The following is a 24,770-nucleotide window of genomic DNA, read 5'->3' as shown; positions in this document are numbered from 1 at the left end:
CGGGAATCCAAGTTTGGTTGAACCGCCGACAGCACGAACCCTGCCTGCCAAGCAACGATTTATGTATAATGCGGTTCCCCAGGAAGCGTGGCCGAGTGGTTGAAGGCAGCAGTCTTGAAAACTGCCGACGGGGGAACCCGTTCGTGAGTTCGAATCTCACCGCTTCCGCCAAGCATACTGAACAAGAGCCCCACACGATGGGGCTTTTTTTCGTCTTCTCATAGGGGAAAAGTCAAAATCGGTGTCCACCGACGTCCACTAGAATCTACCCACATCCACGCACGAGGGGTGGGTAGGAATATGGGTCGTTTCAAGAGTGAAAATCTTGGCGGAGACCATGCCGAAAGGTGGGTAGATACCGATGAGCTACACGATCAACAAGCTTTCCGCGATCAAGGTCCGTTCGGTGACACGGCCTGGCATGTACGGCGACGGCGCCGGGCTTTGGCTGCAGGTGTCGAAGAGTGGCGCCAAAAGCTGGATCTTCCGCTACGACTTTTGTGGCCGGCGCCGCGAGATGGGGCTCGGCTCCTGTCACACCGTCGACCTGGCGCTGGCGCGCGAGAAGGCGAAGCAATGCCGCCTCGTGCTGCTGGAAAAGCGCGATCCGATCGATGAGCGCGATAAGGCGCGGGCCGAGTATGTGCACCAGCAGGCCAAGCGCGTCACCTTCGACGAATGCGCCTCAGCTTACATCTCGGCGCACCGCGGCAGCTGGAAGAGCGCCAAGCATGCGGCGCAGTGGGAGACGACGATCGCGGCCTACGTGAGCCCCATCATCGGTGCGATGCCGGTGGCCGATGTGGACACGGCCCTTGTCGTCAAGGTGCTCAGGCCGATTTGGACTACGAAGACCGAGACGGCTACGCGCCTGCGTGGACGCATCGAGTCCATCCTCGACTGGGCCACGACACACAAATTTCGTCATGACGAAAATCCGGCGCGGTGGCGCGGGCATCTGGAGAACCTGCTCGCCAACCCGAACAAGATCGCGCCGGTCAAGAACCATCCGGCGCTGCCGTGGCGCGAGATCAGGGCGTTCATCACGGAGCTGCGCAAACGGGAGGGCGTGTCGGCGCGGGCCATTGAGTTCGCCATCCTGACCGCATGCCGGTCGGGAGAGGTGCGCGGGGCGCGCTGGTCCGAGATCGACATGGACGCCAAGCTGTGGACGATCCCGGCCGAGCGCATGAAGGCGGGGAAGGAGCATCGGGTTCCGCTGTCTACCGGCGCCGTTTTCATCCTGGCCGCGATAGAGGGCCGTAGCGGCTTTGTTTTTCCCGGCCGGGACAAGGAGACGCTTCTTTCCGATATGAGCCTTACGAGCGTTTTGAGGCGCATGGGGAGGACGGATATCACCGTGCACGGCTTTCGTTCGACCTTCCGCGACTGGTGCTCGGAGTACGATAAGAACTCGTTCTCGCGCGAGGTTTGCGAGCATGCGTTGGCGCATGGCTTGCCGGACAAGGTCGAGGCGGCGTACCGACGTGGCGACCTGCTCGAGAAGCGGGTAGTGTTGATGCAGGCGTGGGCCGACTATTGCGGCAGCGTGGAGTAGACGGCTGCTCTCTTCGGCATTGGCAATGCGGCGATTAATCCGTACAATCACCGCATGAATTGCGGCGATTACACTTATATCTGGCAGGCTCCGGACTGGCCGAACTGGCGCTACGACTTGGCGGCGCTGGTGTCGCCGCTTGCGCAGGTCAGTCAGCGGCAGGGCCTTCTGCTGGGCAGGCTTGCCGATATCGGCCTGGGCCTGCGCGATCAGGCCAGTCTGGCCGCATTGACCGACGACGTCATCAAGACCAGCGAAATCGAGGGTGAGCACTTGAACGTCGCCTCAGTACGTTCATCCATTGCACGGCGCCTCGGCGTCGAGATTGGTTCGCTGGCGCCGGTCGACCGGCACGTCGAGGGCGTGGTCGAGATGGTGCTCGATGCTACCATCAACAGTTCGTCGCCGTTGACCCCGGAGCGCTTGTTTGCCTGGCATGCCGCGCTTTTCCCGACCGGCTACTCTGGCCTGAGCAATATCAGTACCGGCATGTGGCGCGACGATGCTCACGGTCCGATGCAAGTCGTGTCCGGACCCATTGGGCGGCAGCGCGTCCACTACGAAGCCCCACCGGCGCAGCGCTTGGCTGGCGAGATGGAGCGCTTCCTCGCTTGGGTCAACGCACCGGTCCAGGCCGAGCCGGCACTGATCCGCGCCGGACTCGGGCATCTCTGGTTCGTGACCCTGCACCCGTTCGACGATGGCAACGGCCGTATCGCGCGCGCCATCGGCGACCTACTGCTGGCGCGTGCCGATGGCAGCCCGCAGCGCTTCTACAGCCTGTCGGCGCAGATCCAGCGCGAGCGCAAGGCGTACTACGACATCCTCGAGCGCACGCAAAAGGCCGGCATGGACGTGACCGAATGGCTGCTGTGGTTCCTGCAGATGCTCGGCGAGGCCGTGGACCTGGCCCACCATGCGCTCGACGCCGTGCTGGAGAAGGCTCACTTCTGGCAGCGGGTCTCGGGCGTGGCGCTCAACGAGCGGCAAGTTAAGATCATCAATCGGCTGCTCGATGGGTTCGAGGGCAAGCTAACTAGCAGCAAGTGGGCTGCGATCGCGAAATCGTCGATGGACACTGCGCTGCGTGACATCAACGAGTTGGTTGAGGTGGGCATCCTGCAGCGGTCCGGTGCTGGCGGGCGCAGTACAAGCTATGACTTGGTGAGACGGCCAGTGTCTCCACTACCCTGAGTATTGTGACAAGTTGACGCGGATTGAGGGCGGTACCGGCTTGTCGGCGGCGTCCAATTTTCGTCATGACGAAATCGCGGAGTTCGTCATGACGAACTTTTTTCTCCACGTGCTGCGCTACGAATCAGGCCGACTGGCGCGGATGCACTGGACTGCCCACTGTTCGACTTCACATCTGATCCAGGCCGACGACCTGCCTTGAAGCTTCACAGGTTTCGGGAAATTTCCTTTCTTGATCGCATCGTAGATGCTGCTGCGCGATCTTCCGCAGATGGCAAGCACTTCCTTGAGTCTGATGAATTGCACGGCTGGGCGACTACTCAATACACGGCGTTCTACAGCAACATTAGGAGCTAGTTGATCCATGGATGCCTCCAAACGAAAGTGAATGAGACGTCGTGGCTACGTCAGGCCAGTGGTCAGGGACCGAAATATTCCTGTGTCTATAAGGCTTACCGATAGACATAGAGTCGAGTACCCACAATGCGTACCAGTTTGACGTCATGTGGTTGCTGAGACATTGCGCCAGTACCTGTGCACGCTTCATAGCAGAAGGATCGAACGCGTTGAAGACGGTTTATTGGGGTTTAGGTTTTGCAGGCAGGCAGGCAGGCAGGCAGGCAGGCAGGCAGGCAGGCAGGCAGGCAGGCAGGCAGGCAGGATAGACTAACGTCTTAAATGTTTAATCTCTACGAGATTAAACATGCGGGTCCCCATACTTAGCCAATGGTCGTAACGTAATCATTTAGGAGGACGGCAAGTCTCCGCAATTTCGGCATCAAATGTGAAAAAAATGACAATTATTTCTTGCAAGAATTAAATCGCTTTGGCGCATTCCCGGCTTAACAAAATGTATGGTAGAGTTGTAGTTTATGTTGTCGATAGCAAATATCGGAAGGTCGAATGCTCTTCGATTGCTGTTGTGGTACCGCACAATCAAAATTTTTATTAACTCATCGTAGGTTATTCACTGATGACCGAAATTCTTGGTTACGGGGCAGTAGCGCCAATTGTTGAGCGTCCCGCGATTTCTTTTTCTAGTATTACCTTTTCTGACGGACAAACCCTTTCGTTTGAAGAGGATGAGATTGTAGTATTTGTCGGGCCGAACAATGCAGGGAAGAGTGCAACCCTACGTGAGTTGCAGAGTCGGCTTGGTATACCTACGCCTCAGATGATCGTAAAAGATGCGAGGATAAAGAAAGTTGGGACCGGGGAGCAATTCCGCGAATATCTCGAACGCAATACCCAGAAGATTGGCCCGCTTGAAAATGTGCAGTATGGGGGGTTAGGCTTTTCAATTCATCATACACACTTGCAGTTTTTTGAAACCGAACAAAACTTTCACGTTATATCGCCATTTTTTTGTAGTCGGGTAGCTACGGAGAATCGCATTAATGGTGCAGACCCCGGTGGCGCTATTGCGTTATACCGAGATGCACCCTCACATCCCATCCACTATCTCTTAATGGATGATAAGCTCACGGCATCTATTAGCGAGCTTTTCAGGCGCGCATTCGGTAAGGACTTAATTGTATTTCGTAATGGCGGCTCTCATTTTCCTTTGTATGTCGGAGAGAAACCATTATTGGATGACGGCGAGACGGAATTTTCAAGATCGTACATCGATAAGCTGCTTGCGACAGCAGTTCCGCTTCAGACACAAGGCGATGGCATGAGAAGTTTCGCCACCGTGCTAATTCACGCACTCGCGACAGAGAATCACTCTGTGCAATTTCTGGATGAACCTGAGGCTTTCCTGCATCCCCCGCAGGCTAAATTGTTGGGTGAGTACATTGCGGCGCATCGGCGTACTCGTTCTCAACTTTTCATTGCTACCCATAGTACTGATATCTTGGATGGATTAATCGCAGGGGGTAATAATAAGGTTCGGATTATTCGATTGCAACGAAGTGGTAATATCAATAAAGTGAAAGAGCTAAGCCGCGAAAAAACTGCGGCCATAGCGAACGATACGTTGACCCAATATTCCGGGGTGTTTGCTGGCATCTTTTATAAGCATGTGTTTATCACAGAGTCTGACGGTGATTGCTTATTCTATAATTCGATTTTGAATCTTCCGTCTATTAGTGGCGATATTCACCCTGATGTCTTGTTCATTCATGCTTCTGGAAAGCATCGTATGGGTAAGTTGGCTTCCACGTTGCGCGATTTAGACGTGTCATTGTCGGTTATCGCTGATATCGACATCCTTAATGATGAGGGGACATTTCGTCGACTCTACGAAACCCTCGGTGGCACTTGGGAGGATATTCGTGCTCATTATCAAACAGTAAAAAACAGTGTAGAGGCGCTAGGGCCGCCACTGCGGGCCGAGCAGGTAAAGTCTCTAATCCTTGAGAAGCTTGAAAATATTAATGGGATGGCAACTTTCCCGAAAGATGTTGAGAAAGGCATCAAAAGCATCTTTAGTATGTTATCGCCCTGGGATAACGTTAAGCACGTCGGGCGTAGTGCACTGCGGGGAGGCGGTACGATCGGCCAGTTCGATCAGCTATGTTCTAAATGTGCAGAGAAAGGGCTTTGGATTGTTCCCGTAGGAGAACTCGAGGGTTTCTGTCGTAGCATTGAGGCGAAACATGGGCCTGCATTCGTGGAAAAGATTCTCGAGGAGCGTAATCTGGAGAACGATCCCGAGTTGGAGGATGCGCGCACCTTCGTCCGTAATATTTGGCGTGCTCAAGAGGGGACTGGGGAGCGATGAGTCAAGCACCCAGTTTAAGAGACTTATTTTGTCCGCGGTTGCTATGCCGCTACGTATCAGTGGCAACTGAGATGTGATGACTAAAAATGCCTAACAGTCGTCATAAAATAGTGCGTTCACCAGTTGAATCCACGGAAAAGTATACTTCGGTAAAAAAACTTAGCGAATCCATATTGGCAACTAGTTCGCACGCGCAACCTTAATGGCCCAGTGGGCACCCAGGTGGGTAGACCAAAAAACATGTCTCGATTTTCATAGACAAACTACTGCTGACACCGCTTCCGCCAAGCATATTGAACCAGAGCCCCACAAGTTGGGGCTTTTTTTCGCTTCGACGAGTCCAGGTGTCCAGAAATGGCCAAGCCAATCGGCGTTGCGCCAATCCTTGCACTCACCGCCAATGCGGCGATTACGCCCTCCATTCACCGCATAAAGTGCGGCGATTCGGCCCGCGTTTGGCACCTGTCGCGCCACAGCTTCGCCACGGAATCAACCACTACCCCGGAAGCATGGCGTTGCAAGAAATCAACACCCCTCTTGCTATGCGTTAATAATAAATTGAGTAAATATCGAACAAACAATAAACTGTCATTTTTGCAACGACCTAACACTTCCGGTGGAGATCAGAATGGCACTGAATGGCAAGCTGATGGTAATCCTGGCGACCATGACGGTATTGGCCGCCCCCGTCGCCATGGCATCCGGTAGCGAGGAGGGGGCGATTACCGGTGTAAGCGCAGTCACGTCGTCGAAGCTTGCGCTATATTCGGGGCCGGCGCAGGCCAGGAAGGTGAAGGAGGTGCCGAAGGAAGAGATCAAGCTGCCCTTGCCTGTGAATGAAACGGATGAGGAAGAAAGGTTCCTGAAGGTCAAACTCGACGGCGAAGTTTACTGGCTCAGCCGTAAACAGGTTTCCGTGACACGGGCCGTCTCCGTTGGCTGCCTGGCGCAGGCCAGTGCACCCGTCGAGGGGGCGACGATCCGCGGCGCAAACGAAGGCTGCAAGAAATGAGGCCGGCATCGCTTGCAGGGGCGCTGCTTCTGGCGCTGGCCGGCATCTGCTCTGCCCAGGAAACGCCGCCTGCGCAGCCGGCCGGCGAATCGAACTTCCTGTCCAGGTTTTTCGGCGGTGCCGACAAGACCCAATTGAGCAAGCTGCGCGGCGTACCGTATCAAACGTCCAACCAGGCGATCGGCGTGGACCTCGACCTGCTCGACCGCCGCGCAGCGGGCTACGGACTGGTGTCGGCGCCGGCCCTGGAGCAGTACGCAAACGCGGTGCTGCGCAAGCTGAAGGAGGCTTCCGGCATTCCTGGCCTGCCGGGAACCGTCTACATCTCGGCCACCGACGACATGGCGGCGCAGACGACCGCGGACGGTAACATCTTCATTAGTTACCGCTGGTTCGACAACCTGAACAATCCGCGCCTGAAGCGCGGCCAGGAAGACACGCTGGCCGCCTTGCTGGCGCACGAGCTGGGCCATATCGCGCTCGGCCACCACAACAGCGATTTCTTCGCCAACGCGGCAAAATGGGCCCAAAGCTACTACGCCCAAGCGATGCTGGTGAAGGCGGCCCTCGAAAAGAAGCTCGATGGCCAGATCCCCTTGCCGGAACAGGCGAAGAAGAATCTCGTGAAGATGCAGTATGTCGTCGAGATCATCGACTCGATGGCGCACCCCGCCTGGAAGCGCGGGCAGGAAGAAGACGCCGACGCCTTCGCCATCGACCTGACCCATGCCGCCGGCTACACCTATCAGGAAGGCGTGAAGCGCTTCCTCGAACTGAACAACAGCGCGGAAGAAGTCCAGAACCAGCGCAAGACGGCCCGTCTCGCGGCCCTGCAGGCGGACGTCGACGCCTCGCTCAAGGTCGGCAAGGTCGACGTGGCGATCAATGGCATCGGCACCCAGCTCAGCCAGCAACTGCAAGGACTGTTGACGGCGACGCATCCGGACTCGACCGCGCGCATCACGAAGACCAGTGCCTATGCGGAGAAGTTCTATCCCCGCGAATGGATCGAGGATGCGGAAGCGCCGGTTTCCGATCAATACCGCAAGGTGGCGATGTCGAAGGACAACCTCGAGCTGATCGAGATGTACAACGGCGCATTCGAGCTCGAAGGCATGTTCGCTTCCCTGACCACGGAGGGTGTGCGCGAGGCCTTGGGCAAGGGCGAAAAGCTGACACGCAAGGTCGGACTGAAGAACGTCGACCGCAACAACTGGCTGCTGTTCTACGAATACGCGCGCACGATGCGCTACGCCTCGGACCTGGGCCAGCAAGCGCCGCTGGCGTCCGCGCTGCCGGCGGCGCCACCACCGAAGGCCGGACGCAAAAAGGCGAGTCCGGCTGCCGCGCCGGTGCTGAAACTGGAAGAGGTCGAAGAAGCATTGACCGTGGGTGAAACCGCCATGAGCTTCAAGCCCTATCAGGACCGGATCAAACTGGCCTTGCAATCTGGCCATAGCGACCTTGCCTTGTCCATCCTGGCCAGGACCGACAAGAAATTCGAGCTCGCGCGCAGCACGCTGCCCGGGACCATCGGGTTCTACGCCCGCGCCGGCAAGGCCGAGCGCGCTACCGAACTGGTGAGTCTCTGCCAGAAGAAATACATCGACATGCGCGACGAATGCGCGAAGGCTTCGCAAATCAAATGAGTCATTCGAATCACTCGCATAAATTGCACTGGGGCGCAGCGTTCACGATCAATCTGGTGATCGGCGTGGCGTTCGCGTTCTTTGCGCAATGGTTGCCTTCGAGCGAGGGCGCTAAGCGCATCGTCACCCGCATCTGGGGGCCGGTGGTTACCCAGACCTATCCCGCCACGGGGCGCGACCAGGTGACGGTCATGCTGATCGACGACCTCGACTTGCGCCAATACGAAGAGATGTGGCCGGTGTCGCTCGGATTTCACCAGCGCCGCCTGCAGCATCTGCTGAAGTATGGGCCGAAAGCGGTGTTCTTCGACATCGCATTCCTGGACGACCGCCGGGATCCCGATCTCGACGGTTTCATCGATACTGCCTGCCGCGCCAGGCAGCAGGGCGTGCCTGTCTTTATCGGATCGTTTGCCAACGCAGGACTGACGCCGTCGCGCGTCGAGACGGAAATGCTCAAGCGCCGCGTCGAGGTGCAAGGAAAGAGCCTGCCTTGCATCGAGGCGGCCTACCTGAACCTCAAGATCGACGGCTTCGACCAGTCGGTGTGGGAATACGACGTCGGCCTGCCCGAAGGCAGTCAGGACGGGCACGAAGCCGAACATGGGCGCCATGCGGACGCAGTGCGTTATCCCTCGCCGGCGGCGCGCCTGTATGCCATCGATCACCAACTCGACAAGGAAGTCCTCGAGGAGCCGATGGCCTTGGTGTGGGGAATGAAAACCGATCCCTTCAATCTTTCCTGGATGCGCAACGACGAGCATGATGTCGGCACGGGCCGGCCCTGCGCTGCCAACTGGAGCATGTGGCGCGTGCTGCCGTTCGGGAAAATGGGGCCGCCATTGTGCCCTTACCAGCGCACGCTGCCGCTGCGTACCCTGAACCTCGCAAACGGACTCGATGCGGGTGGACTGCACAAGGCGCTGGCCGGCAAATACGTCATTTACGGCACCCATCTGCAGAGCACTGCGGACACCATCACGACCCCCTACCACGGACGCGTCGCCGGCGCTTACCTGCACGCGATGGCGCTGGACAACCTCCTGTCCTTCGAGGGCAGGCCGCGCCGGGCCGGCGAGTTCGCGGAGCCGGGCAGTGGCGCGGTCACGGCATTCACCTTGTTCGCCCTGGTCGTGATTTGCGGCTTCATTGCGGTCAAGGAAAGGGTGTCGCCGAGGCTGAAGAAGGGCAGTGACGAAGCGAGGAGCGCATCGCATGGGATCGCCGATAAAGACCATGTCGAGCCTACGGCATGGAGGCGGCTGAAGGGCTTGCTGCGCGCGATCGGCCGCAGCCTGCGCTCTCGCCTCGTGCCAGGCCTGATGTTCGGCACGGCGGCGCTCGCCGTCGTATTCCTGCTGATCTACGTGAGCTATGAAGTGCTCGAACTCGGGCCCATGGTATGGGTCGAGTACGCGCTGTTCCCGCTGGGGGCGCATTTCCTGCACATCGGCGAAAAGATCGAGGAAGCGTTTGCCTGGATGCTCATGCAATGGAAGGGCGGCCACGAGGACGAGGAGAGCGTCAAGACCGCCTGAGCCAGACCGATCCCTGCCGGAGCCCGGCACGGCGCCCGCCATCGTGCGCTTGCCGTACCAAAGAAGCGATGTAAAGGCTACTTGACATACAGCCCAAGCACGCCTAGGATGTAAAGCATGCTTTACATCCCATGAACCCACCGAGGACCAAGGCCATGCCCAAACCATCGCACTGGATCGTTCAGTACCTGTTCGCCGTCGTCTCCATGTTCGGCCTGCTGCTCGTCATCGACCTCCTGATGCGCGACGAAACCTTCGCCCGCGCCTGGCCCTCGGCACTGATCTGGGCCGCAATCGCATCCGCCCTCTTCATCGGAACCCGTTATCGCAACATGAAGCGAGGGATCGCCTGCGTCGTGTGCGAGACGCTCGACAAGAAATAGGCGCTCTCACTCTCCATCGCTCTGCAAATGCTTCAACAAGCGCGCCGCCGCCGGCGACTGCGGCAAATGCTCGTTCCAAAGAATCTTGAATTTCCGCACGCACCACTTGTCGACCAGCCGCACGACGCGGAAGCGCGCGTTGTCCACGCCTTTCAAGGCGATCTCGGGGATGAGGGCGATGCCCAGGCTTTCGGCCACCATGTTGCGCATGGCCTCGAAATTGGTGACGAGGACGGACTTCTGGATCTGGCGGTCGAGCACTTGGGCGGCGGCCTGCGACATGGTGTGGATCGAGGCGCCGCTCTGCATCATGATGTGTTTTTCGTCCAGCGTTTCCTCGAAGGCGATGCGCTTGCGCTGGGCGAATGGATGGGCGCGCGGGACGATCAGCACCAGTTGGTCGGTCACGTAGTTTGCTTCCGAGACGCCGGGCACGCTGTCGGAAGGGGCGCAGATGCCCAGGTCGGCTTCGCCTGCCTTGACGGCATGGGCGATCGAATCGCTCAGCTTTTCCACCAGTTCGACCGAGACGCCCGGGTATTGCGCCATGAAGGTATTCAGCTGCGGGGGCAGGTAATAGCAGAGCGCCGTCATGTTCACCCACACGCGCACGCTGCCGGAAACGCCCGCGTGGTGCTCGCTGATGTCGCAGTCCATCTGGCGCAGCTGGCCGAGGATGGCTTTGGCATGCTTGTAGACGGTCAGGCCGGCCGCAGTCGGTTCCACGCCCCGGCTCTTGCGCCGCAATAAGGCGACGCCGGCAGCGTTTTCCAGCTCCGACAGGCGGCGGCTGATGGCGGAGGTCACCACATTGCCTGGCTCGGCGGCGGCGGAAATGCTGCCGTGCTCGACGACGAGCACGAACAGGCGCAAGGTATCCAGATCGTAGCGCATTGATATCCAGTGATTTGCCGAATTGCGATAGCTCCGCTGACGAATCATCACTCCACGTCAAGGATGCACCCTGTTAGTCTTCCTACCAGACAGGAGACATCCGAAATGCCCAAGCAAAAGACACTGTTCGAGAAAATCTGGGAGCGCCATGTCGTCGCGGATTATGCATCGTCGGCGCTGCTGTATATCGACAAGCACCTCGTCAACGAAGTGACGAGTCCCCAGGCCTTCGATGGACTGCGGCTTGCCAACAGAATGCTGTGGCGTCCGAATTCGGTCATGGCAACGGCCGATCATAACATTCCCACCAAGAACCGGCAGGCCGGCATGCACGACCGCGTAGCCCAGCAGCAGCTGGAGGCGTTGGAGGGGAATTGCGCCGAATTCAAGGTCAATTACTTTTCGCTGCAGGATCCGCGCCAGGGCATTCTGCATGTGGTGGCGCCGGAACTCGGCGACACCTTGCCCGGCACCACCATCGCCTGCGGCGACTCGCATACCACCACCCACGGCGCCTTCGCCGCGCTGGCCTTCGGCGTCGGCACCTCGGATATCGAGCAGGTGCTGTCGACCCAGACCCTGAGCATGCCCAAGCTCAAGTCGCTGAACATCCAGGTGGACGGGCTCTTGCCGGAAGGCGTGTTCGCCAAGGACCTGGCGCTGGGGATCATCCGCGCCTTCGGCACCGATTGCGGCGCCGGCCACGTGCTGGAATTTTCGGGCAGCACCATTTCGGCCTTGAGCATGGAAGCACGGATGACCTTGTGCAATATGGCGACCGAAGCCGGGGCCCGCGCCGCGCTGATCGCCGTCGACGAGGTCACGCTTGCCTATCTCAAGGACCGCCCGCTGGCGCCGAGCGGCGCCGAATGGGATGCGGCCGCAGCTTATTGGAGGACGCTGAACTCCGACCCCGGCGCTATTTACGACAAGCAGCTGCGCTTCGATGCGAACACGCTGGCGCCGCAGGTCACATGGGGCACGACCCCGGCGATGACGGCTTCGATCGACGAAACGGTGCCGACCCCGGACAGCATCGCCGACCCGTCCGCGCGCAAGGCGGCCGAGAATGCGCTGGCCTATATGGGCCTGCGTGGCGGCGAGGCCATCCGTGCCATCAGACTGGACAAGATCTTCATCGGCTCCTGCACCAATTCGCGCATCGAAGACCTGCGTGCGGCAGCCCAGGTCGTGCGCGGCAAGACCGTCGCCGCCAGCATCAAGCAGGCGCTGGTGGTGCCCGGTTCCGGCCTGGTCAAGCAGCAGGCCGAAGCCGAAGGACTGGACCGCATCTTCATCGACGCCGGTTTCGAATGGCGCGACGCCGGCTGCTCGATGTGCCTGGGCATGAACGACGACCGCCTGTCGGCGGGGGAGCGCTGCGCATCCACCTCGAACCGCAATTTCGAAGGGCGGCAAGGCCATGGCGGCCGCAGCCACCTGGTCAGCCCCGCAGTGGCGGCGGCGACGGCCATCGCCGGGCATTTCTGCCTGCCGGGAGAACTGCAATGAAGCCCTTCGACACCCTGTGCTCGAACCTGGTGCCGATCGACCGCGACAACGTCGATACCGACGCCATCCTGCCGAAGCAGTACATGGCGATCATCACCCGGCTCGGCTTCGGCGACTACCTGTTCGACAGCTGGCGCTACCGCGAGCCCGGCGCCCCCGGCCAGGACAATGCACGGCGGACGCCGAATCCGGACTTCGCCCTGAACCAGTCCGCCTACGAGGGCGCGCAGATCATGCTGGCGCGCCGGAACTTCGGCTGCGGCTCCAGCCGCGAGCACGCGGTGTGGGCGATCCAGCAGTACGGCATCCGCGCCCTGGTCGCGCCCAGCTTTGCCGACATCTTTTACGGTAACTGCATCCGCAACGGCCTGTTACCGGTACGGCTGCCAGCCGATGTCGTCGATGGCCTGTTCGCGCGACTGGCGGCGAACCCCCGGCTGCAGGTCTGCATCGACCTCGAGGCCCAGCAGCTGAGCGTCGAGGATGGCGCGCATGTCGAACACCACGGCTTCGGGATCGAGGAGCGCCACAAGGCCACGCTGAGCCAGGGTCTGGACGAGATCGACCGCATCCTGGCGGAGAACAGAGCAGCGATCGAAGCGCTGGAAAGCCGCCGCTTCGCACAGGAACACTGGCTCAGAAAATAAACATTCCGAATGCGGAAGAGGAGACGATGATGTTGGAAGCAACCCAAACGCAGCAACTCGCGCAGGCGCAAGGAAAGTGGAATGCGCGGCTGACCCCGAAGCACTGGAAGACCCTGAGGGGCGCTTTCCTGGGCTGGATTTTCGACGGCTATGAAGCGCTGGCGCTGGTGGTGGTACTGTCGCCGCTGCTGGCGTCCTTGATGACGCCGGCGCAGGCGGCCTCGAAACCCTTCTACGCCGGCCTGGTGATCGGCACGACCTTGCTGGGCTGGGGCATCGGCGGCCTGATCGGCGGCGTGCTGGCCGATTATGTCGGCCGCAAGACGGTGATGATGTGGTCGGTCCTGCTGTATGCCTTGTTCACCGGGATGACCGCGTTCTCCGACAGCATCGCCATGCTGTGCGCCCTGCGCTTCATCACCGGCCTGGCGATGGGCAGCGAATGGAGCACCGGCATCGCCCTGGTGGCCGAGACCTGGCCGCCGGAAGCGAAGGCGAAAGGCGCGGGTTTCCTGCAATCCGGCTTCGGCTGGGGCACGCTGGCGGCCGCGTTCATCTGGTATCTGCTGCAGCTGGTCGGTCCGCTCGGCGTGGACGCCTGGCGCATCATGTTCCTGGTTGGCGCCGTGCCGGCCCTGTTCGTGCTCTACATCCGCAAGGACGTCGACGAATCGGAAGAGTGGATCGCCGCCGTCAAGAACGAGCAGTGGGGCGCGACCGAAGCGTCGAAGGCGTCGAAAGAGAAGGGTGGCAAGCGTCCCTTCACCCTGAAACAGCTGTTCACGGAACGCGAAGCAGTGCGCCGCATTGTCCTGACCTCGATCCTGTCCGTCGTCAGCATCGCCGGCTGGTGGGCGGTGTCGAGCTGGCTGACCGAATACACCCGTACGCTCGCCGCGGCGCAGGGCGGCGGATTCCACTGGGATTCCTACGTGTCCCTGCTGTACACGGTCGGCGCGATCGTCGCCTACATGGTCTCGGGCTTCATGGCCGACGGCATGGGCCGTCGCTGGTTCCTGTTCCTCACCTTTGCCGGCTCCCTGGTCACGACCTTCCTGATCTACGGTTTCGCCACGACGCCGCTGCAGGTGCTGGTGTTCTCACCCATCAACGGCTTCTTTACCCTGGGCTGCGCCTTCGCCTGGCTGGCCATTTATCCGTCGGAGCTGTTCAACACCGCGGTGCGTTCGACCGCGGTCAGCTTCGTGTTCAACTCGGCGCGCCTGGTGGCCTGGTTCTTCCCGATCGCGGCCGGTTCGATGATCAAGGCCTTCGGCGGCATCGCCCCGACCGCGATGGCCTTTGGCTGCATCTACATCGTCGGCATGGCGCTGCCCTGGTTCCTGCCCGAGACCGTGGAGCGCGGGCAGTGAATGTCGCTGCCGGTCACGGAGGCCGGCAGGCGCGCGAACCAGGGCTGCGCCTGTTCGAGCTGGTGCGCCAACTGCAGCAGGCGGTCCTCGCTGCCGAAGGGGCCGACGAACTGCACGCCCAGCGGCAGGCCGTCTGCGGTCCAGTGCAGCGGCACGCTCATCGAGGGCGTACCGGTCAGGTTCGACAGCTGGGTAAAGGGCACATGGCGCAGGTTGTCGGTGGCGATCTTTTGCACTGTGGCGTCGAGCAGCCCCATTTTCGCCAGCAGGCCCATGATGCCGGTGCCGTGCAGGAAGCCGAACAAGGACTTCTCGAAGCCCGAAGGATCACCGGTGCCATGCTTGACCGGCGGCGCGGCCAAGGTCGGCGTCAGCAGCAAGTCGTACTGCGCGTGGAATGCCGCCAACGCACGTGAAAACTCGTTCCACTTGTTGAGCTGCGTGGTCAGTTTGGTGGCGGACACGCTCGAGCCAAGGGTAACGAGAATGCGGTTCATCAGCTCCAGGTCATTCGCGTTTCCACCCAGCTCCCTGGCCCGCGCCACCGCCGCCGGAATCTGCCCGAAATACAGGTGCAGATAGCTCTGCGCCAGCGCCGCGCCATCGATCCGCGGCGCGGCTTCCTCGACATGATGGCCGAGACTGGCCAACAGCCTGGCCGTGCGCTCGACCGCAAGCACCGCCTCCGGATGCACCGCCGTCCCGATCGGCGAAACGGACGTGAAACCGATCCGCAAGCGCCCCGGCTCGCGCTGCATCGCCTGCACATAAGGCGCCGCAGGCGGCGCGATCACGAACGGATCGCCCGGCTCGGCGCCCTGCAGCACATCCAGCGCCAGGGCCGAATCCCGTACGCTGCGCGAAATCACGCCTTCGCTCGAGGCCCCGAACCACACCTCGCCGATCTCCGGGCCAGGCGACACCCGCCCGCGCGAGGGACGCAAGGCAAACAGGCCGCAGCAGGCCGCCGGAATGCGCAAGGACCCGCCGCCATCGTTCCCGGCCGCCATCGGCACGATGCCCGCCGCGACAGCCGCCGCCGCGCCGCCACTGGACCCGCCAGGCGTGCGCGTCAAATCCCAGGGATTGTTGGTGCGGCCGAACAGCTCGGGGTCGGTCACCGCGCGAATCCCGAACTCGGGCAGGTTGGTCTTGCCGAAGATGACCAGCCCCGCCTTCAGGTAGCGCTCGACCACGTGCGCGTGCCTGGACGGGACCACGCCAGCCATCGTGCGGCTGCCGTAAGTGGTGGGAATGCCGGCATAGTCCTGCACCAGATCCTTGAGCAGGAAAGGCACGCCGCCAAACGGCCCGCTCAGCGGACCGGCCGCGAGCTGCGAACGCGCCTCCGGCTCCATCAAGCGCACAAGCGCATTCACATCCCCATGCACCCGCCGATTCTGCGCCAGCGCCACATCCAGCAGCTCGCCGGCGCTCACCTCGCCCCGCGCCACAAGCTGGGCGAGGGCAGTCGCATCACACCCAAGGTAATCGGCAAAATCCATTCGGCGTCTCCATTGTTGTTATGATGTAATTTAACACTGATATTGTCATAGAAGAAACCCAACCGCAATGTCCGAAGTTTCCCAACTCCTCAACACCATCAAGCGCCAGCTGAAATTGCAGGGCAAGACCTACCGCGACGTCGCCGCCGCCTTGCAGCTGTCGGAAGCCAGCGTCAAGCGCCTCCTTACCTCGGACACGCTCGGCGTCGACCGCTTAATCGAGATCGGCAACATGCTGGGCTTCACGCTGGCCGAGCTGGCCCAGGAAGCCGCGTTGACCGGGACGCGCCTCAGGACGCTGACGACGGCACAGGAAAAGGATCTGGTCTCCGACACGCGGCTGCTTTTAATCGCGGTGTGCGCGCTGAACCACTGGACCCTGCAGGACATGCTGGCCGTGTACAAGCTGACCGAGGCGGAGTGCCTGCAGAAGCTGCTGCACCTGGACCGCCTGCACCTGATCGCCCTGATGCCCGGCAACCGCATCCGGCTGAACGTGGCGCGTGATTTCGACTGGCTGCCGGATGGGCCGATCCGCCGCTATTTCCGTACCGAGGGCCTGGACGATTTCCTCGACAGCGGCTTCGACAAACCGGAGCAGTCGCTGGCCTTCACGCACGGTATGCTGACGGAGAGCGCGCTGGCGCGCATGCAGGCCGAGCTGCGCCAGCTGCGCGCCCGCTTCGCCGAGCTGCACCAGGAGAGCCTGGCCTCGCCGCTGCCCAAGCGCCGCGGCAGCGGCCTGCTGCTGGCGCTGCGCGAGTGGGAGCCGGCGGCATTCACTGCGCTGCGGCGCTGACCAGGCCTGACCAGGCCTGAAAAGGGAGACGACGAGATGCAAGCCAGACCAAGCTACGTGCACGGCGCCCACGATGTCCCGCTGATCGGGCAGACCATCGGCAGCTTCCTCGCGGATATCGCGGAACGTTACGGCGGCAACGAGGCCCTCGTCGTGCCGCACCAGCAAGTCAGATGGACCTACACGGAGCTGGACGAGCGGGTCACGAACTTGGCGGCCGGCCTGCTGGCGCTGGGCCTGCGTCCCGGCGACCGGGTCGGCATCTGGTCGCAGAACTGCGCGGAGTGGGTGCTGGTGCAGTTCGCCACCGCGCGCGCCGGGCTGGTGATGGTCAACATCAATCCGGCCTACCGCCGCTCGGAACTCGAATACGTGCTCGCCAAGGTGCAGTGCGCCGCCCTGATCCTGGCCCCAAGCTTCAAGTCCAGCGACTACCTCGCCATCGTCGGCGATGTCGTGCCGGAGCTGACCGATAGCCAGCCGGGCAGCTTGCAAGCCAGGGCCCTGCCGCATCTAAGACATGTGATCAGGCTGGGGGCAGGCCAGACCCCGGGTATGTGGAATTTCGACGACCTGCTCACGAAGCCAGACGAAGCACAACTGGCCGACCTGAAAACCATCGAAGCCAGCCTCCAGTTCGACGACCCGGTCAACATCCAGTTCACCTCCGGCACCACCGGCTCGCCGAAAGGCGCCACGCTCACCCACCACAACATCCTGAATAACGGCTTCTTCGTCGGTGAGGCGATGAAGCTCACGGACCGCGACCGCCTGTGCATCCCGGTGCCGCTGTATCACTGCTTCGGCATGGTGCTCGGGAACCTGGCCTGCGTCACGCATGGCGCCACCATGGTCTTCCCGGGCGAGAGCTTCGAGCCGGCCGCGGTGCTGAAGACAGTCCAGGCCGAGCGCTGCACCGGCCTGCATGGCGTGCCGACGATGTTCATTTCCCTGCTCGATCATCCGGACTTCGACAGCGTCGATTTGTCCACGCTACGCACCGGCATCATGGCCGGTTCGCCCTGTCCGGCGGAGGTGATGAGCCGCGTGATCGACAAGATGCACCTGGCCGAGATCACGATCGCCTACGGCATGACGGAGACCTCGCCGGTCAGCTTCCAGAGTTCGACCGATGACCCGGTGGCGCTGCGCGTGTCGACCATCGGCCGCGTGCATCCGCACCTGGAGGTCAAGATCGTGGATACGGAAGGGCGCATCGTCCCGCGCGGCGTGAAAGGGGAGCTGCTGACGCGCGGCTACTCGGTGATGCTCGGCTACTGGGGCGACGAGGACAAGACCCGCGAGGCGATCGATGCCGCCGGCTGGATGCACACCGGCGACCTGGCCGTCATCGACGACGACGGCTATGCGGCCATCGTCGGCCGCGCCAAGGACATGGTGATCCGCGGCGGCGAGAACATCTATCCGCGCGAGATCGAGGAGTTCCTGTACCGGCATCCGAAGGTGCTCGACGTGCAGTGCGTCGGCGTGCCGGACCAGAAATACGGCGAGGAGCTGTGCGCCTGCATCGTCCTGCGTCCGGGCATGGCCGCCTCCGAGGACGAGATCCGCGCCTTCTGCAAGGGGCAGATCGCGCACTACAAGGTGCCGCGCTACATCCGCTTCGTGCCGGGCTTTCCGATGACGGTCACCGGGAAGATCCAGAAGTATCTGCTGCGCGCCCAGGTGGCGGAAGCGCTCGGACTTTAAAGGCTCTGCTCCCATTGCACGCGCCACACGGTGCGGTTGCGGTATACGTAGCTGGTCCTCAGGTCCGGGTCGCCGGCATACACGCTGCGGCCGAGGTAGTTGGGGTGCAGCAGGTCCGACACCGACAGGCGCAGCCTGGAGCGGGCGTCGCGCTTCCACACGGCGTACAGGTCGAGCTGGCGTTTGGGGCCGCCGTAGTCGGCCAGCAGGGGACTCTGGCGCGAGGCGAAGCCGCTGCGAACCGTGTAAGTGCCGCCCAGGTCGGCAAGCGGGCTCGCCGCGTAATCCAGCCCCAGGTTGCCGGTCCACGCCGGCTGGCCGGCGATGCGGTTGTCCGGCCCCGCCACCGCTTCCAGGCGCGACCAGTTGCGCGCCAGGTTCATGCGTCCGGCCAGCGCGCCGCGATGCGTCTTCGCTTCGAATTCCAGCCCGCGCACCAGGGCCGCGCCTTCGTTCGACGGCGTGACGATCCACACGCCGTTCTGCTCGAACACGCGGTCCAGTGTGATGTCGCGGATGCGCTTGGCGAAGGCGCTCACGCTGAGCATGTCCTCTTTTCCGAAATAGCGTTCCCACGCCAGGTCCACGCCCAGCGACAGCTCCGGGCGCAGGTTGGGGTTGCCCTGCTGGTCCGGGTTGGTGGCGCTGTTGTTGTTGTCCACCGTGTAGCGGCGCGGCATGAGCTGGATGATGTCAGGCGCCTTGTAGGTGCGGCTGAGGGCGAAGCGGAACTGGTCGCCCTTGTTGCCGGCGCCGCCGGGCTTGAACAGGGTCTGGAAGATCGGGCTCCAGACGCCGGCATCGACGTCGACGCCGGCGTGCGCGCTGCCCGCGCCGGCGGTATGCAAGTCTTCGCGGCGCAGGCCCAGATAGGCCGACCAGGCCTCGCTCAGGTCCCACTCGTCCTGGATCCAGAAGGCGCTGCGCCGGACCGTCGCCTGGAAGTCTTCGTCGCTGTCCAGCAGCGGGCGTCCGCCGGCGTCGGCCTGGTGCTCGCGGCGGAATTCCTCGCGCTGCGTGCGGCCGAGGTCCCAGCCCAGGGCCAGCGCATGGGTCTTGAAGATGGGCCGGCGGTAGCTGCCGTTGAGGTTGAGGCCGCGCTCGAGCTGGCCGGAATCGACATGGTGGGTCTCGAGCAGGGTGTCGAGGGCGTCCGTGCCGCGGTACAGGAAATCGGCGGCTATGGACTTCGAATAGCCGGACAGCTTGGCGCTGAAGCGCGCGCCCGCGTCCAGCTTGCGGGTCCAGGACAGGTCCGCATAGCCCTGCGCGGGCGAGCGCGCGCGGTAGCTGCTCGCGCCGCGCGGGAAGCTGGTGGATTCGCCGATGGCCGTGTCCTCGCGTTCGAGCTTGGCGTTATTGATGCGCTTCCAGCGCACCCAGCTTTGCGAGGACAGGGTGTCGCGCGGCGACGGCTGCCAGTCCAGGCGCGGCGTCAGTTCCAGCCGGTCGTTGACCTGGCGGTCGATCCAGGCCAGGTGGCGCAGCAGCGGGCGCGCCAGGCTTTCCTCGGTCGCGAGGCCTTGAAAGCTCTCCTGCTTGTGGCTGTAGGCGAGCGTGAGCGTGTAGGCCACGGCGCCCAGGCGCCCCGAATGCTGGGCGTTCAGGGTCGGCGACAGGCGGCGGCCGTCGGCGATGAAGCTGCCGGCTTTCAGCTCGGTCTGCGGCGCCGCCGCCTTGCCGGGCTTGCGCAGCACGATGTTGATGGCCCCGGCCACGGCCTGGCCGTTGGTCTCGGCGGTGGGCGCGCGCATGATCTCGATGCGCTCGACCAGCGCCGGATCCATGGTCTCCAGCGAAAAGCCGCCCGGGGCGGGCAGTCCGTTCAGCAGGATGGCGACGTAGCCGGCGCCCAGCCCGCGCATGCGGATCGCCGGCTTGCCGGGCGCGCCGTCGATGCTGATGCCGGGCTGGCGCTTCAGCACCTCGACGAGGCTGGCGTCGCCCTGGCGCAGGATCTCCTCGCGGCCGACGACGATGGCGGTGGTGGTCGATTGCGCGCGCTGTTCGATCGTGCTGGCCGTGATCGTCACCTGCTGCATGGGCTGGGTTTGCGAAGAGGCGCTGGCGTGGAAGGCGAGCAGCAGTGCGGCGGAAAGGGCGGTGCGTGTCTTAGTCATGGAGCAACTATGCGATGCGGCTGGAAGACCGGACAAGCACCGTGGGACGAATCCCCGCGCGCCTGTGATGGCGAAAAATCGCTTGACTTGTTTTCACGTGTAAGGAATTATTGACACGTGAAAGACGAAACCAAACCAATCGACGGCGACCGCCTGCTGGCCATGCTGGCGGCGCTCGCGAATCCGCACCGGCTGCGCATCGTCGCGGCGCTGGCGACGGGCGGGCGGAACTACGTCAGCCAGCTGGCGCGCGACATCGGCCTGAGCCGTCCGCTGCTGCACCTGCACCTGCAGAAGCTGGCGGACGCGGGCCTCGTCACCAGCCGGATGGAGCTGTCGGCGGACGGCAAGGCATTGAATTATTTCGAGGTGGCGGATTTCGCGCTGCCGCTGGCCCCGGGACTGATCGCGGAAGCGGTCAAGACCCTGAACAACAAGGAAGAGTAGAGGTTCCTATGTCCACAAGTAATTATCTGCTGACCCTGTGCCTGCCGCTGTTGACGGTGCTGCTGGTGTTCGCGATCAAGCATGTCTCGGCCGTGCTGCAGGCGCGGGCCAGGTTTGCGCAGGACGATGCCTACCGCCAGCTGGCGGCCCAGGCCGCGCAGACCCAGGCCGAGACGGCGGCGCAACTGGCGGCCATCGGCGCGGCGCTGGCGCGGCTGGAGTCGCGCACGGCGAGCGTCGAACAGATTCTGAAGCAAGTCGAATGACAACCCAGGAGGCCATCATGGTCAAGGTATCCCTGTTCCGGCTTTACCTGCTGCGCGCAATGTATCTGTTCATCGTCGCCGGCTTCGGCATGTTCATCTGGCCGGGCATCCTGCATCACCGGGGCCCGTGGGAGCTGATGCAGGGCGTGGTGAACTGCATGCTGATCGCTTTCTGGACCCTGGCCATCTTCGGTCTGCGCTATCCGCTGCAGATGCTGCCGGTGCTGCTGTGGGAATTCGTGTGGAAGATGGTGTGGCTGCTGGCGGTCGGACTGCCGGCCTGGCTGGGCGGCGGAATGGACGAGGCGACGCAGGCGAATGCCTTCGCCTGCGCGTTCGCGCTGCTGATTCCCTTCGTGCTGCCCTGGCGCTACCTGGTCGTCCACTATCTGGTGAAGGCGGGCGACCCGTGGCGTGCCGAAGGCGATCAGCGGCTCGAGGCGGGCGCCTCGATCCGGTAATCCCAGGCTGCCAGCGAAGCTTGTTTCCCGCCCGGCAGCGCGAACTTCTGGGCCGCGTTCGACAGGTTGACGCTGACCTTCACCGCATTGCCCTCGCGCTTGCGCAGGAAGGCGAAGACCTTGTCGTTGCCGGTCTCCATCACCTCGATGCCGCCGCCGTACTGGCCGTTCCACAGCGCCGGGTTGTCGTGCTTCAGCTTGAGCAGGCTGGCGTAGAAGTCCGCGTAGGGGTAGTTGTTCCAGTTAATAGGATCTTTCTCGAAGAACTCGATGCGCTTGTCCAGGCCGGCTTCCTGGCCGCCGTAGATCAGCGGCATGCCGGGCAGGGTGGCGGCCAGCACGGCCATCGCCTTGAAGGCCGGGCCGTAGAGTTCGACGTCGCTGCCGGCCCATGAGTTCTCGTCGTGGTTGGAGGTGAAGCGCATGCGGTAGGCGCCCGGCGGGAAGGCTTTCGGCGGATGCTCGAGGAAGTCCTTCAGCGCCTTCGCGTCCTTCTTGCCCTTGGCGATATCCTTGAACAAGTCCTTGGTGTCCCAGCCATAGCTCATGTCGAAGGCGTGTTCCTGCAGCTCGGGCTTGTCGGCCTCGGCCAGCATGAAGACCGGCTTGATGCGGTCGAGGGCATCGCGCGCCTGGTTCCAGAACGGGGTCGGCACCTTGCCGGCGACGTCGCAGCGGAAGCCGTCGACGTCGGTCTCGCGCACCCAGTAGGCCATCGCATCCGTCATGCCCTTCCACAGGGCTTTATTCCGGTAATCGAGGCCGGTGACGTCGGTCCAGTATTCCGGCTCCGCGCCTTCCGTGTAGGTGACCGGGAAGATCTCGCCCTTGTCGTTCAGCAGGTACCAGTCCTTGTGCTCGACGGTCCAGCGGTTGTCGAAGGCGGTGTGGTTGGCGACCCAGTCGATCAGCACTTTCATGCCGAGACCGTGCGCCTGCTTCACCAGGGCCTTGAAGTCGGCCAGGGTGCCGAACTCCGGATTCACCGCCGTGTAGTCGCGCACCGCGTAATAGCTGCCCAGCGTGCCCTTGCGGTTCTTCTCGCCGATCGGCTGGACCGGCATCAGCCACAGGATGTCGACGCCCATCTTTTTCAAACGCGGCAGGTGGGCGGCGAAGGCCTTGAACGTCCCTTCCTTCGTGTACTGGCGAATATTGACTTCGTAGAGGTTGGCGTTCTTCGACCAGGCCACATGCTTCACCGGCGCGGGTGCGCCGTCCGGTTCCGCGGCGGCGGCGTGAACGTAGGCGAAGGCGCCGCTGAGGGCGAGTACGGTTGTAGCAAGGGTACGGGTCAATTGTCTCATTGGGCTTGTTTTCCTGTAGTTTAGTTACAGCGGTAGGACGATTCTAAACCGGATCGTGGCTGTAGCGTCGGATTTCGCCGACAAAAAGTCGAGCCAACTTGAGTATGTATGTGTGCGATATTGGACAGAGTAGACTGGTAGAGACCGGCTACTGTAGGCGCATAGAGGAATCGATCATGAAAACGCCGCCCATCATCGCCATCGTATTCTGCGGAGCCGCGCGACTCGCGTTCGCCCAGGACGCGGCCGCCGCCGGAGATCCGCCCGCATCTTCCGCACAGCCGGCCGAGGCCGCTTCGACGCCGGACGGCGGGCACGATGTCGCCGTCTTCACCGGCGTACCGACCCGGACCCGCGGCGCCGACTGGGCGACGCCGCCGCGCCGCGTCTACGGCCAGCTCGGCCGTTCACCCCTTGGCGGCATCGAAGGCTTCAGCCTGGGCCGCCAGTACAACTTCGAATACCTGGCGCTGGCCGACGTCGGCGATCCTTTCCACACCGGCACGGCGGGCCGCGCCAGCAATCTGCTGCTGCAGAACGGCATGCCCACCAACAACAACGTGCGCTACTTCAGCACCAGCCGCGCGGGCCTGTCGACCGGCAGCTCCTGGACCGTCGACACCCTCGGCGGCGACACCACCGGCGACCGTGCCTGGGGTATGACGGTGGGCGTCGACATGGGCGCCTTCGCACTGCGCGCCGCGCACCAGAACCGCCACGTGGCCCAGGTCCACCTGTACGACCTGGCCGGCGCCAACATGGATGCCAAGAACTCGCTGATCGCCGCCAACCTGCGCATGCGCTGGGGCACGGCCTACGCGGCCTACGCGGCGAATCGCGGCTGGGGCAGCTCGCCGCTGTACAACCCGGACAATCCCTACGGCGCGGGCGTGGCCAGCACTTCGTCGACGGACAGCCGCGACACCCTGGTGGGCGTGGCGGTGCCGATGACGCGCGCGACGACTTTCCTGGCGTCCTTCATCCACAAGAACGACCGCGACCTCGCGAACCGCGACGCCAACCAGATCGCGGTGGGCGCCAGCTACGTGGTTTCGCGCAAGACCGACTTCTACGCGGCGCTCTCGCACACGATCACGACCAATGGCAATGGCGTGCTGATCGCCCACCCGAACGGCAGTTCCGCGGTGAATATCGGCATGCGCCATGCGTTTTGAAATTGGGGTAGCCTGACCCCATGATTTTTTGCATTCAATTGGAGGAACTATGACTGGCTCGAGCACACTAGATCCGGATAACTTTCCCGGCGCACCAGACCGTAGCCTGGGCAAAGGCCACGGCATCGACGCCCTTGGCCCGAGCGATGTGACCGACAGCGGCAGCGACGTGGTCGGCGGCCCCGGCTTCGCAAGCAACCTGGACGATGACCAGATCCTGGACCTGGACCGCGGCACGACCTCGGACAACGAGGAAGGCTACGCCCACGACACTGCCGGCGCCGACATGGGCGATCCCAACCTGGAGAGCGACAGCGACTTCGGCGGCACCGGCGAACGCGCCGCCGCGGGGCGCGATCTGAACATCAAGGACGGCGCGGATATCGATACCGACCACATCGAATCGATTCCGGATTTGCCCCTGACGGATGAGGATGTGGACTTTTTGGGGACCCGTCCGCCGAAGGGAAAATAAGCGGTGAAGTTTTGCCGAAC

The 24,770-nt window shown here is 62.4% G+C and carries 22 protein-coding genes and 1 tRNA gene; 18 read left to right on the top strand and 5 right to left on the bottom strand.

What is annotated here, in order from left to right; all coding sequences use genetic code 11:
- Positions 1-81: 81 nt before the first annotated feature.
- From ACFPO9_RS18480 to ACFPO9_RS18470, 3 genes are all read left to right on the top strand, one after another.
- Positions 82-171, top strand: a tRNA-Ser gene (locus ACFPO9_RS18480).
- A gap of 190 nt (positions 172-361) precedes the next feature.
- Entirely contained in the window at positions 362-1,558 is a 1,197-nt protein-coding gene (locus tag ACFPO9_RS18475) for a tyrosine-type recombinase/integrase (protein ID WP_379773201.1), read from the top strand.
- A 54-nt stretch (positions 1,559-1,612) separates the two neighbouring features.
- Positions 1,613-2,752: a Fic family protein gene (locus tag ACFPO9_RS18470; protein WP_379773199.1), complete on the top strand. Its 1,140-nt coding sequence runs from the start codon at positions 1,613-1,615 to the stop codon at positions 2,750-2,752.
- 117 nt (positions 2,753-2,869) lie between these two features.
- On the opposite strand, the gene ACFPO9_RS18465 is transcribed toward ACFPO9_RS18470, so the two are convergent.
- Positions 2,870-3,118 carry a helix-turn-helix transcriptional regulator gene (locus tag ACFPO9_RS18465; protein WP_379773196.1) on the bottom strand — a complete coding sequence of 83 codons (249 nt, stop codon included), beginning with the start codon at positions 3,116-3,118 and terminating at the stop codon, positions 2,870-2,872.
- A 607-nt stretch (positions 3,119-3,725) separates the two neighbouring features.
- Between ACFPO9_RS18465 and ACFPO9_RS18460 the strand changes: the two genes are divergently transcribed.
- From ACFPO9_RS18460 to ACFPO9_RS18440, 5 genes are all read left to right on the top strand, one after another.
- Positions 3,726-5,477, top strand: a complete 1,752-nt coding sequence (locus ACFPO9_RS18460) for an ATP-dependent nuclease (protein ID WP_379773193.1) — start codon at positions 3,726-3,728, stop codon at positions 5,475-5,477.
- A gap of 628 nt (positions 5,478-6,105) precedes the next feature.
- Positions 6,106-6,489: a hypothetical protein gene (locus tag ACFPO9_RS18455; RefSeq protein WP_379773190.1), complete on the top strand. Its 384-nt coding sequence runs from the start codon at positions 6,106-6,108 to the stop codon at positions 6,487-6,489.
- On the top strand, positions 6,486-8,138 hold the full coding sequence (locus tag ACFPO9_RS18450; protein ID WP_379773188.1) for a M48 family metalloprotease: 1,653 nt from the start codon (positions 6,486-6,488) through the stop codon (positions 8,136-8,138). The genes ACFPO9_RS18455 and ACFPO9_RS18450 overlap by 4 nt, the downstream gene beginning before the upstream one ends.
- Complete coding sequence (locus ACFPO9_RS18445; protein ID WP_379773185.1) at positions 8,111-9,676, top strand: CHASE2 domain-containing protein; 1,566 nt, start codon at positions 8,111-8,113, stop codon at positions 9,674-9,676. The genes ACFPO9_RS18450 and ACFPO9_RS18445 overlap by 28 nt, the downstream gene beginning before the upstream one ends.
- Positions 9,677-9,831: 155 nt before the next feature.
- On the top strand, positions 9,832-10,059 hold the full coding sequence (locus tag ACFPO9_RS18440; RefSeq protein ID WP_230029509.1) for a hypothetical protein: 228 nt from the start codon (positions 9,832-9,834) through the stop codon (positions 10,057-10,059).
- A 6-nt stretch (positions 10,060-10,065) separates the two neighbouring features.
- Here the strand turns inward: ACFPO9_RS18440 and ACFPO9_RS18435 are convergent, their stop codons facing one another.
- Positions 10,066-10,953 carry a LysR family transcriptional regulator gene (locus ACFPO9_RS18435; RefSeq protein ID WP_379773182.1) on the bottom strand — a complete coding sequence of 296 codons (888 nt, stop codon included), beginning with the start codon at positions 10,951-10,953 and terminating at the stop codon, positions 10,066-10,068.
- Positions 10,954-11,058: 105 nt separating this feature from the next.
- Between ACFPO9_RS18435 and leuC the strand changes: the two genes are divergently transcribed.
- From leuC to ACFPO9_RS18420, 3 genes are read left to right on the top strand one after another with little or no spacing between them, the layout of a single operon-like run.
- The gene (gene leuC / locus ACFPO9_RS18430) at positions 11,059-12,465 is read left to right on the top strand and encodes a 3-isopropylmalate dehydratase large subunit (RefSeq protein ID WP_379773180.1); all 1,407 of its coding nucleotides are present in this window, start codon (positions 11,059-11,061) and stop codon (positions 12,463-12,465) included.
- Positions 12,462-13,112 carry a 3-isopropylmalate dehydratase small subunit gene (gene leuD, locus ACFPO9_RS18425; protein WP_379773177.1) on the top strand — a complete coding sequence of 217 codons (651 nt, stop codon included), beginning with the start codon at positions 12,462-12,464 and terminating at the stop codon, positions 13,110-13,112. Before leuC ends, leuD begins: the two co-directional genes overlap by 4 nt.
- A gap of 29 nt (positions 13,113-13,141) precedes the next feature.
- Positions 13,142-14,485, top strand: a complete 1,344-nt coding sequence (locus ACFPO9_RS18420) for an MFS transporter (RefSeq protein WP_379773174.1) — start codon at positions 13,142-13,144, stop codon at positions 14,483-14,485.
- Here the strand turns inward: ACFPO9_RS18420 and ACFPO9_RS18415 are convergent.
- Positions 14,425-15,990, bottom strand: coding sequence for an amidase (locus tag ACFPO9_RS18415; protein WP_379773172.1), 1,566 nt, complete (start codon positions 15,988-15,990; stop codon positions 14,425-14,427). The genes ACFPO9_RS18420 and ACFPO9_RS18415 overlap by 61 nt on opposite strands.
- A 67-nt stretch (positions 15,991-16,057) precedes the next feature.
- Here ACFPO9_RS18415 and ACFPO9_RS18410 point away from each other — a divergent pair, with 67 nt between their 5' ends.
- The gene (locus ACFPO9_RS18410; RefSeq protein ID WP_379773170.1) at positions 16,058-16,789 is read left to right on the top strand and encodes a transcriptional regulator; all 732 of its coding nucleotides are present in this window, start codon (positions 16,058-16,060) and stop codon (positions 16,787-16,789) included.
- Positions 16,790-16,825: 36 nt separating this feature from the next.
- Positions 16,826-18,499, top strand: a complete 1,674-nt coding sequence (locus ACFPO9_RS18405; RefSeq protein WP_379773168.1) for an AMP-binding protein — start codon at positions 16,826-16,828, stop codon at positions 18,497-18,499.
- Here the strand turns inward: ACFPO9_RS18405 and ACFPO9_RS18400 are convergent.
- Entirely contained in the window at positions 18,496-20,619 is a 2,124-nt protein-coding gene (locus ACFPO9_RS18400; protein WP_379773165.1) for a TonB-dependent receptor plug domain-containing protein, read from the bottom strand. The two genes, ACFPO9_RS18405 and ACFPO9_RS18400, sit on opposite strands and share 4 nt — an antisense overlap.
- Before the next feature lie 117 nt (positions 20,620-20,736).
- On the opposite strand from ACFPO9_RS18400, the gene ACFPO9_RS18395 reads away from it, so the two are divergent.
- From ACFPO9_RS18395 to ACFPO9_RS18385, 3 genes are read left to right on the top strand one after another with little or no spacing between them, the layout of a single operon-like run.
- Positions 20,737-21,066 carry an ArsR/SmtB family transcription factor gene (locus ACFPO9_RS18395; protein ID WP_379773162.1) on the top strand — a complete coding sequence of 110 codons (330 nt, stop codon included), beginning with the start codon at positions 20,737-20,739 and terminating at the stop codon, positions 21,064-21,066.
- Between the two features lie 8 nt (positions 21,067-21,074).
- A complete protein-coding gene (locus ACFPO9_RS18390; RefSeq protein WP_379773160.1) occupies positions 21,075-21,332 on the top strand; it encodes a hypothetical protein in 258 nt (85 codons plus the stop codon).
- Between the two features lie 17 nt (positions 21,333-21,349).
- Entirely contained in the window at positions 21,350-21,793 is a 444-nt protein-coding gene (locus ACFPO9_RS18385; protein WP_379773157.1) for a hypothetical protein, read from the top strand.
- On the opposite strand, the gene ACFPO9_RS18380 is transcribed toward ACFPO9_RS18385, so the two are convergent.
- Positions 21,760-23,100, bottom strand: a complete 1,341-nt coding sequence (locus ACFPO9_RS18380) for an alpha-amylase family glycosyl hydrolase (protein ID WP_379773154.1) — start codon at positions 23,098-23,100, stop codon at positions 21,760-21,762. The two genes, ACFPO9_RS18385 and ACFPO9_RS18380, sit on opposite strands and share 34 nt — an antisense overlap.
- 176 nt (positions 23,101-23,276) lie before the next feature.
- On the opposite strand from ACFPO9_RS18380, the gene ACFPO9_RS18375 reads away from it, so the two are divergent.
- Both ACFPO9_RS18375 and ACFPO9_RS18370 read left to right on the top strand, forming a co-directional pair.
- Complete coding sequence (locus tag ACFPO9_RS18375) at positions 23,277-24,275, top strand: porin (RefSeq protein WP_379773151.1); 999 nt, start codon at positions 23,277-23,279, stop codon at positions 24,273-24,275.
- Between the two features lie 49 nt (positions 24,276-24,324).
- A complete protein-coding gene (locus ACFPO9_RS18370) occupies positions 24,325-24,750 on the top strand; it encodes a hypothetical protein (protein ID WP_379773148.1) in 426 nt (141 codons plus the stop codon).
- The last annotated feature ends 20 nt before the right edge of the window (positions 24,751-24,770 follow it).

The organism is Massilia aerilata, from assembly GCF_042656905.1.
Taxonomy (GTDB): Bacteria; Pseudomonadota; Gammaproteobacteria; order Burkholderiales; family Burkholderiaceae_D; genus Telluria; species Telluria aerilata.
This window is presented reverse-complemented; position numbering and strand designations above follow the sequence as displayed.

Coding starts and splice junctions, on each gene's coding strand:
- ACFPO9_RS18455 (WP_379773190.1), top strand. CDS start 6,106: ATGGCACTGAATGGCAAGCTGATGGTAATCCTGGCGACCATGACGGTA.
- ACFPO9_RS18470 (WP_379773199.1), top strand. CDS start 1,613: ATGAATTGCGGCGATTACACTTATATCTGGCAGGCTCCGGACTGGCCG.
- ACFPO9_RS18450 (WP_379773188.1), top strand. CDS start 6,486: ATGAGGCCGGCATCGCTTGCAGGGGCGCTGCTTCTGGCGCTGGCCGGC.
- ACFPO9_RS18390 (WP_379773160.1), top strand. CDS start 21,075: ATGTCCACAAGTAATTATCTGCTGACCCTGTGCCTGCCGCTGTTGACG.
- ACFPO9_RS18415 (WP_379773172.1), bottom strand. CDS start 15,990: ATGGATTTTGCCGATTACCTTGGGTGTGATGCGACTGCCCTCGCCCAG.
- ACFPO9_RS18385 (WP_379773157.1), top strand. CDS start 21,350: ATGGTCAAGGTATCCCTGTTCCGGCTTTACCTGCTGCGCGCAATGTAT.
- ACFPO9_RS18400 (WP_379773165.1), bottom strand. CDS start 20,619: ATGACTAAGACACGCACCGCCCTTTCCGCCGCACTGCTGCTCGCCTTC.
- ACFPO9_RS18465 (WP_379773196.1), bottom strand. CDS start 3,118: ATGGATCAACTAGCTCCTAATGTTGCTGTAGAACGCCGTGTATTGAGT.
- ACFPO9_RS18405 (WP_379773168.1), top strand. CDS start 16,826: ATGCAAGCCAGACCAAGCTACGTGCACGGCGCCCACGATGTCCCGCTG.
- ACFPO9_RS18370 (WP_379773148.1), top strand. CDS start 24,325: ATGACTGGCTCGAGCACACTAGATCCGGATAACTTTCCCGGCGCACCA.
- ACFPO9_RS18410 (WP_379773170.1), top strand. CDS start 16,058: ATGTCCGAAGTTTCCCAACTCCTCAACACCATCAAGCGCCAGCTGAAA.
- ACFPO9_RS18460 (WP_379773193.1), top strand. CDS start 3,726: ATGACCGAAATTCTTGGTTACGGGGCAGTAGCGCCAATTGTTGAGCGT.
- ACFPO9_RS18435 (WP_379773182.1), bottom strand. CDS start 10,953: ATGCGCTACGATCTGGATACCTTGCGCCTGTTCGTGCTCGTCGTCGAG.
- ACFPO9_RS18475 (WP_379773201.1), top strand. CDS start 362: ATGAGCTACACGATCAACAAGCTTTCCGCGATCAAGGTCCGTTCGGTG.
- ACFPO9_RS18380 (WP_379773154.1), bottom strand. CDS start 23,100: ATGAGACAATTGACCCGTACCCTTGCTACAACCGTACTCGCCCTCAGC.
- leuD (WP_379773177.1), top strand. CDS start 12,462: ATGAAGCCCTTCGACACCCTGTGCTCGAACCTGGTGCCGATCGACCGC.
- leuC (WP_379773180.1), top strand. CDS start 11,059: ATGCCCAAGCAAAAGACACTGTTCGAGAAAATCTGGGAGCGCCATGTC.
- ACFPO9_RS18440 (WP_230029509.1), top strand. CDS start 9,832: ATGCCCAAACCATCGCACTGGATCGTTCAGTACCTGTTCGCCGTCGTC.
- ACFPO9_RS18445 (WP_379773185.1), top strand. CDS start 8,111: ATGCGCGAAGGCTTCGCAAATCAAATGAGTCATTCGAATCACTCGCAT.
- ACFPO9_RS18375 (WP_379773151.1), top strand. CDS start 23,277: ATGAAAACGCCGCCCATCATCGCCATCGTATTCTGCGGAGCCGCGCGA.
- ACFPO9_RS18420 (WP_379773174.1), top strand. CDS start 13,142: ATGTTGGAAGCAACCCAAACGCAGCAACTCGCGCAGGCGCAAGGAAAG.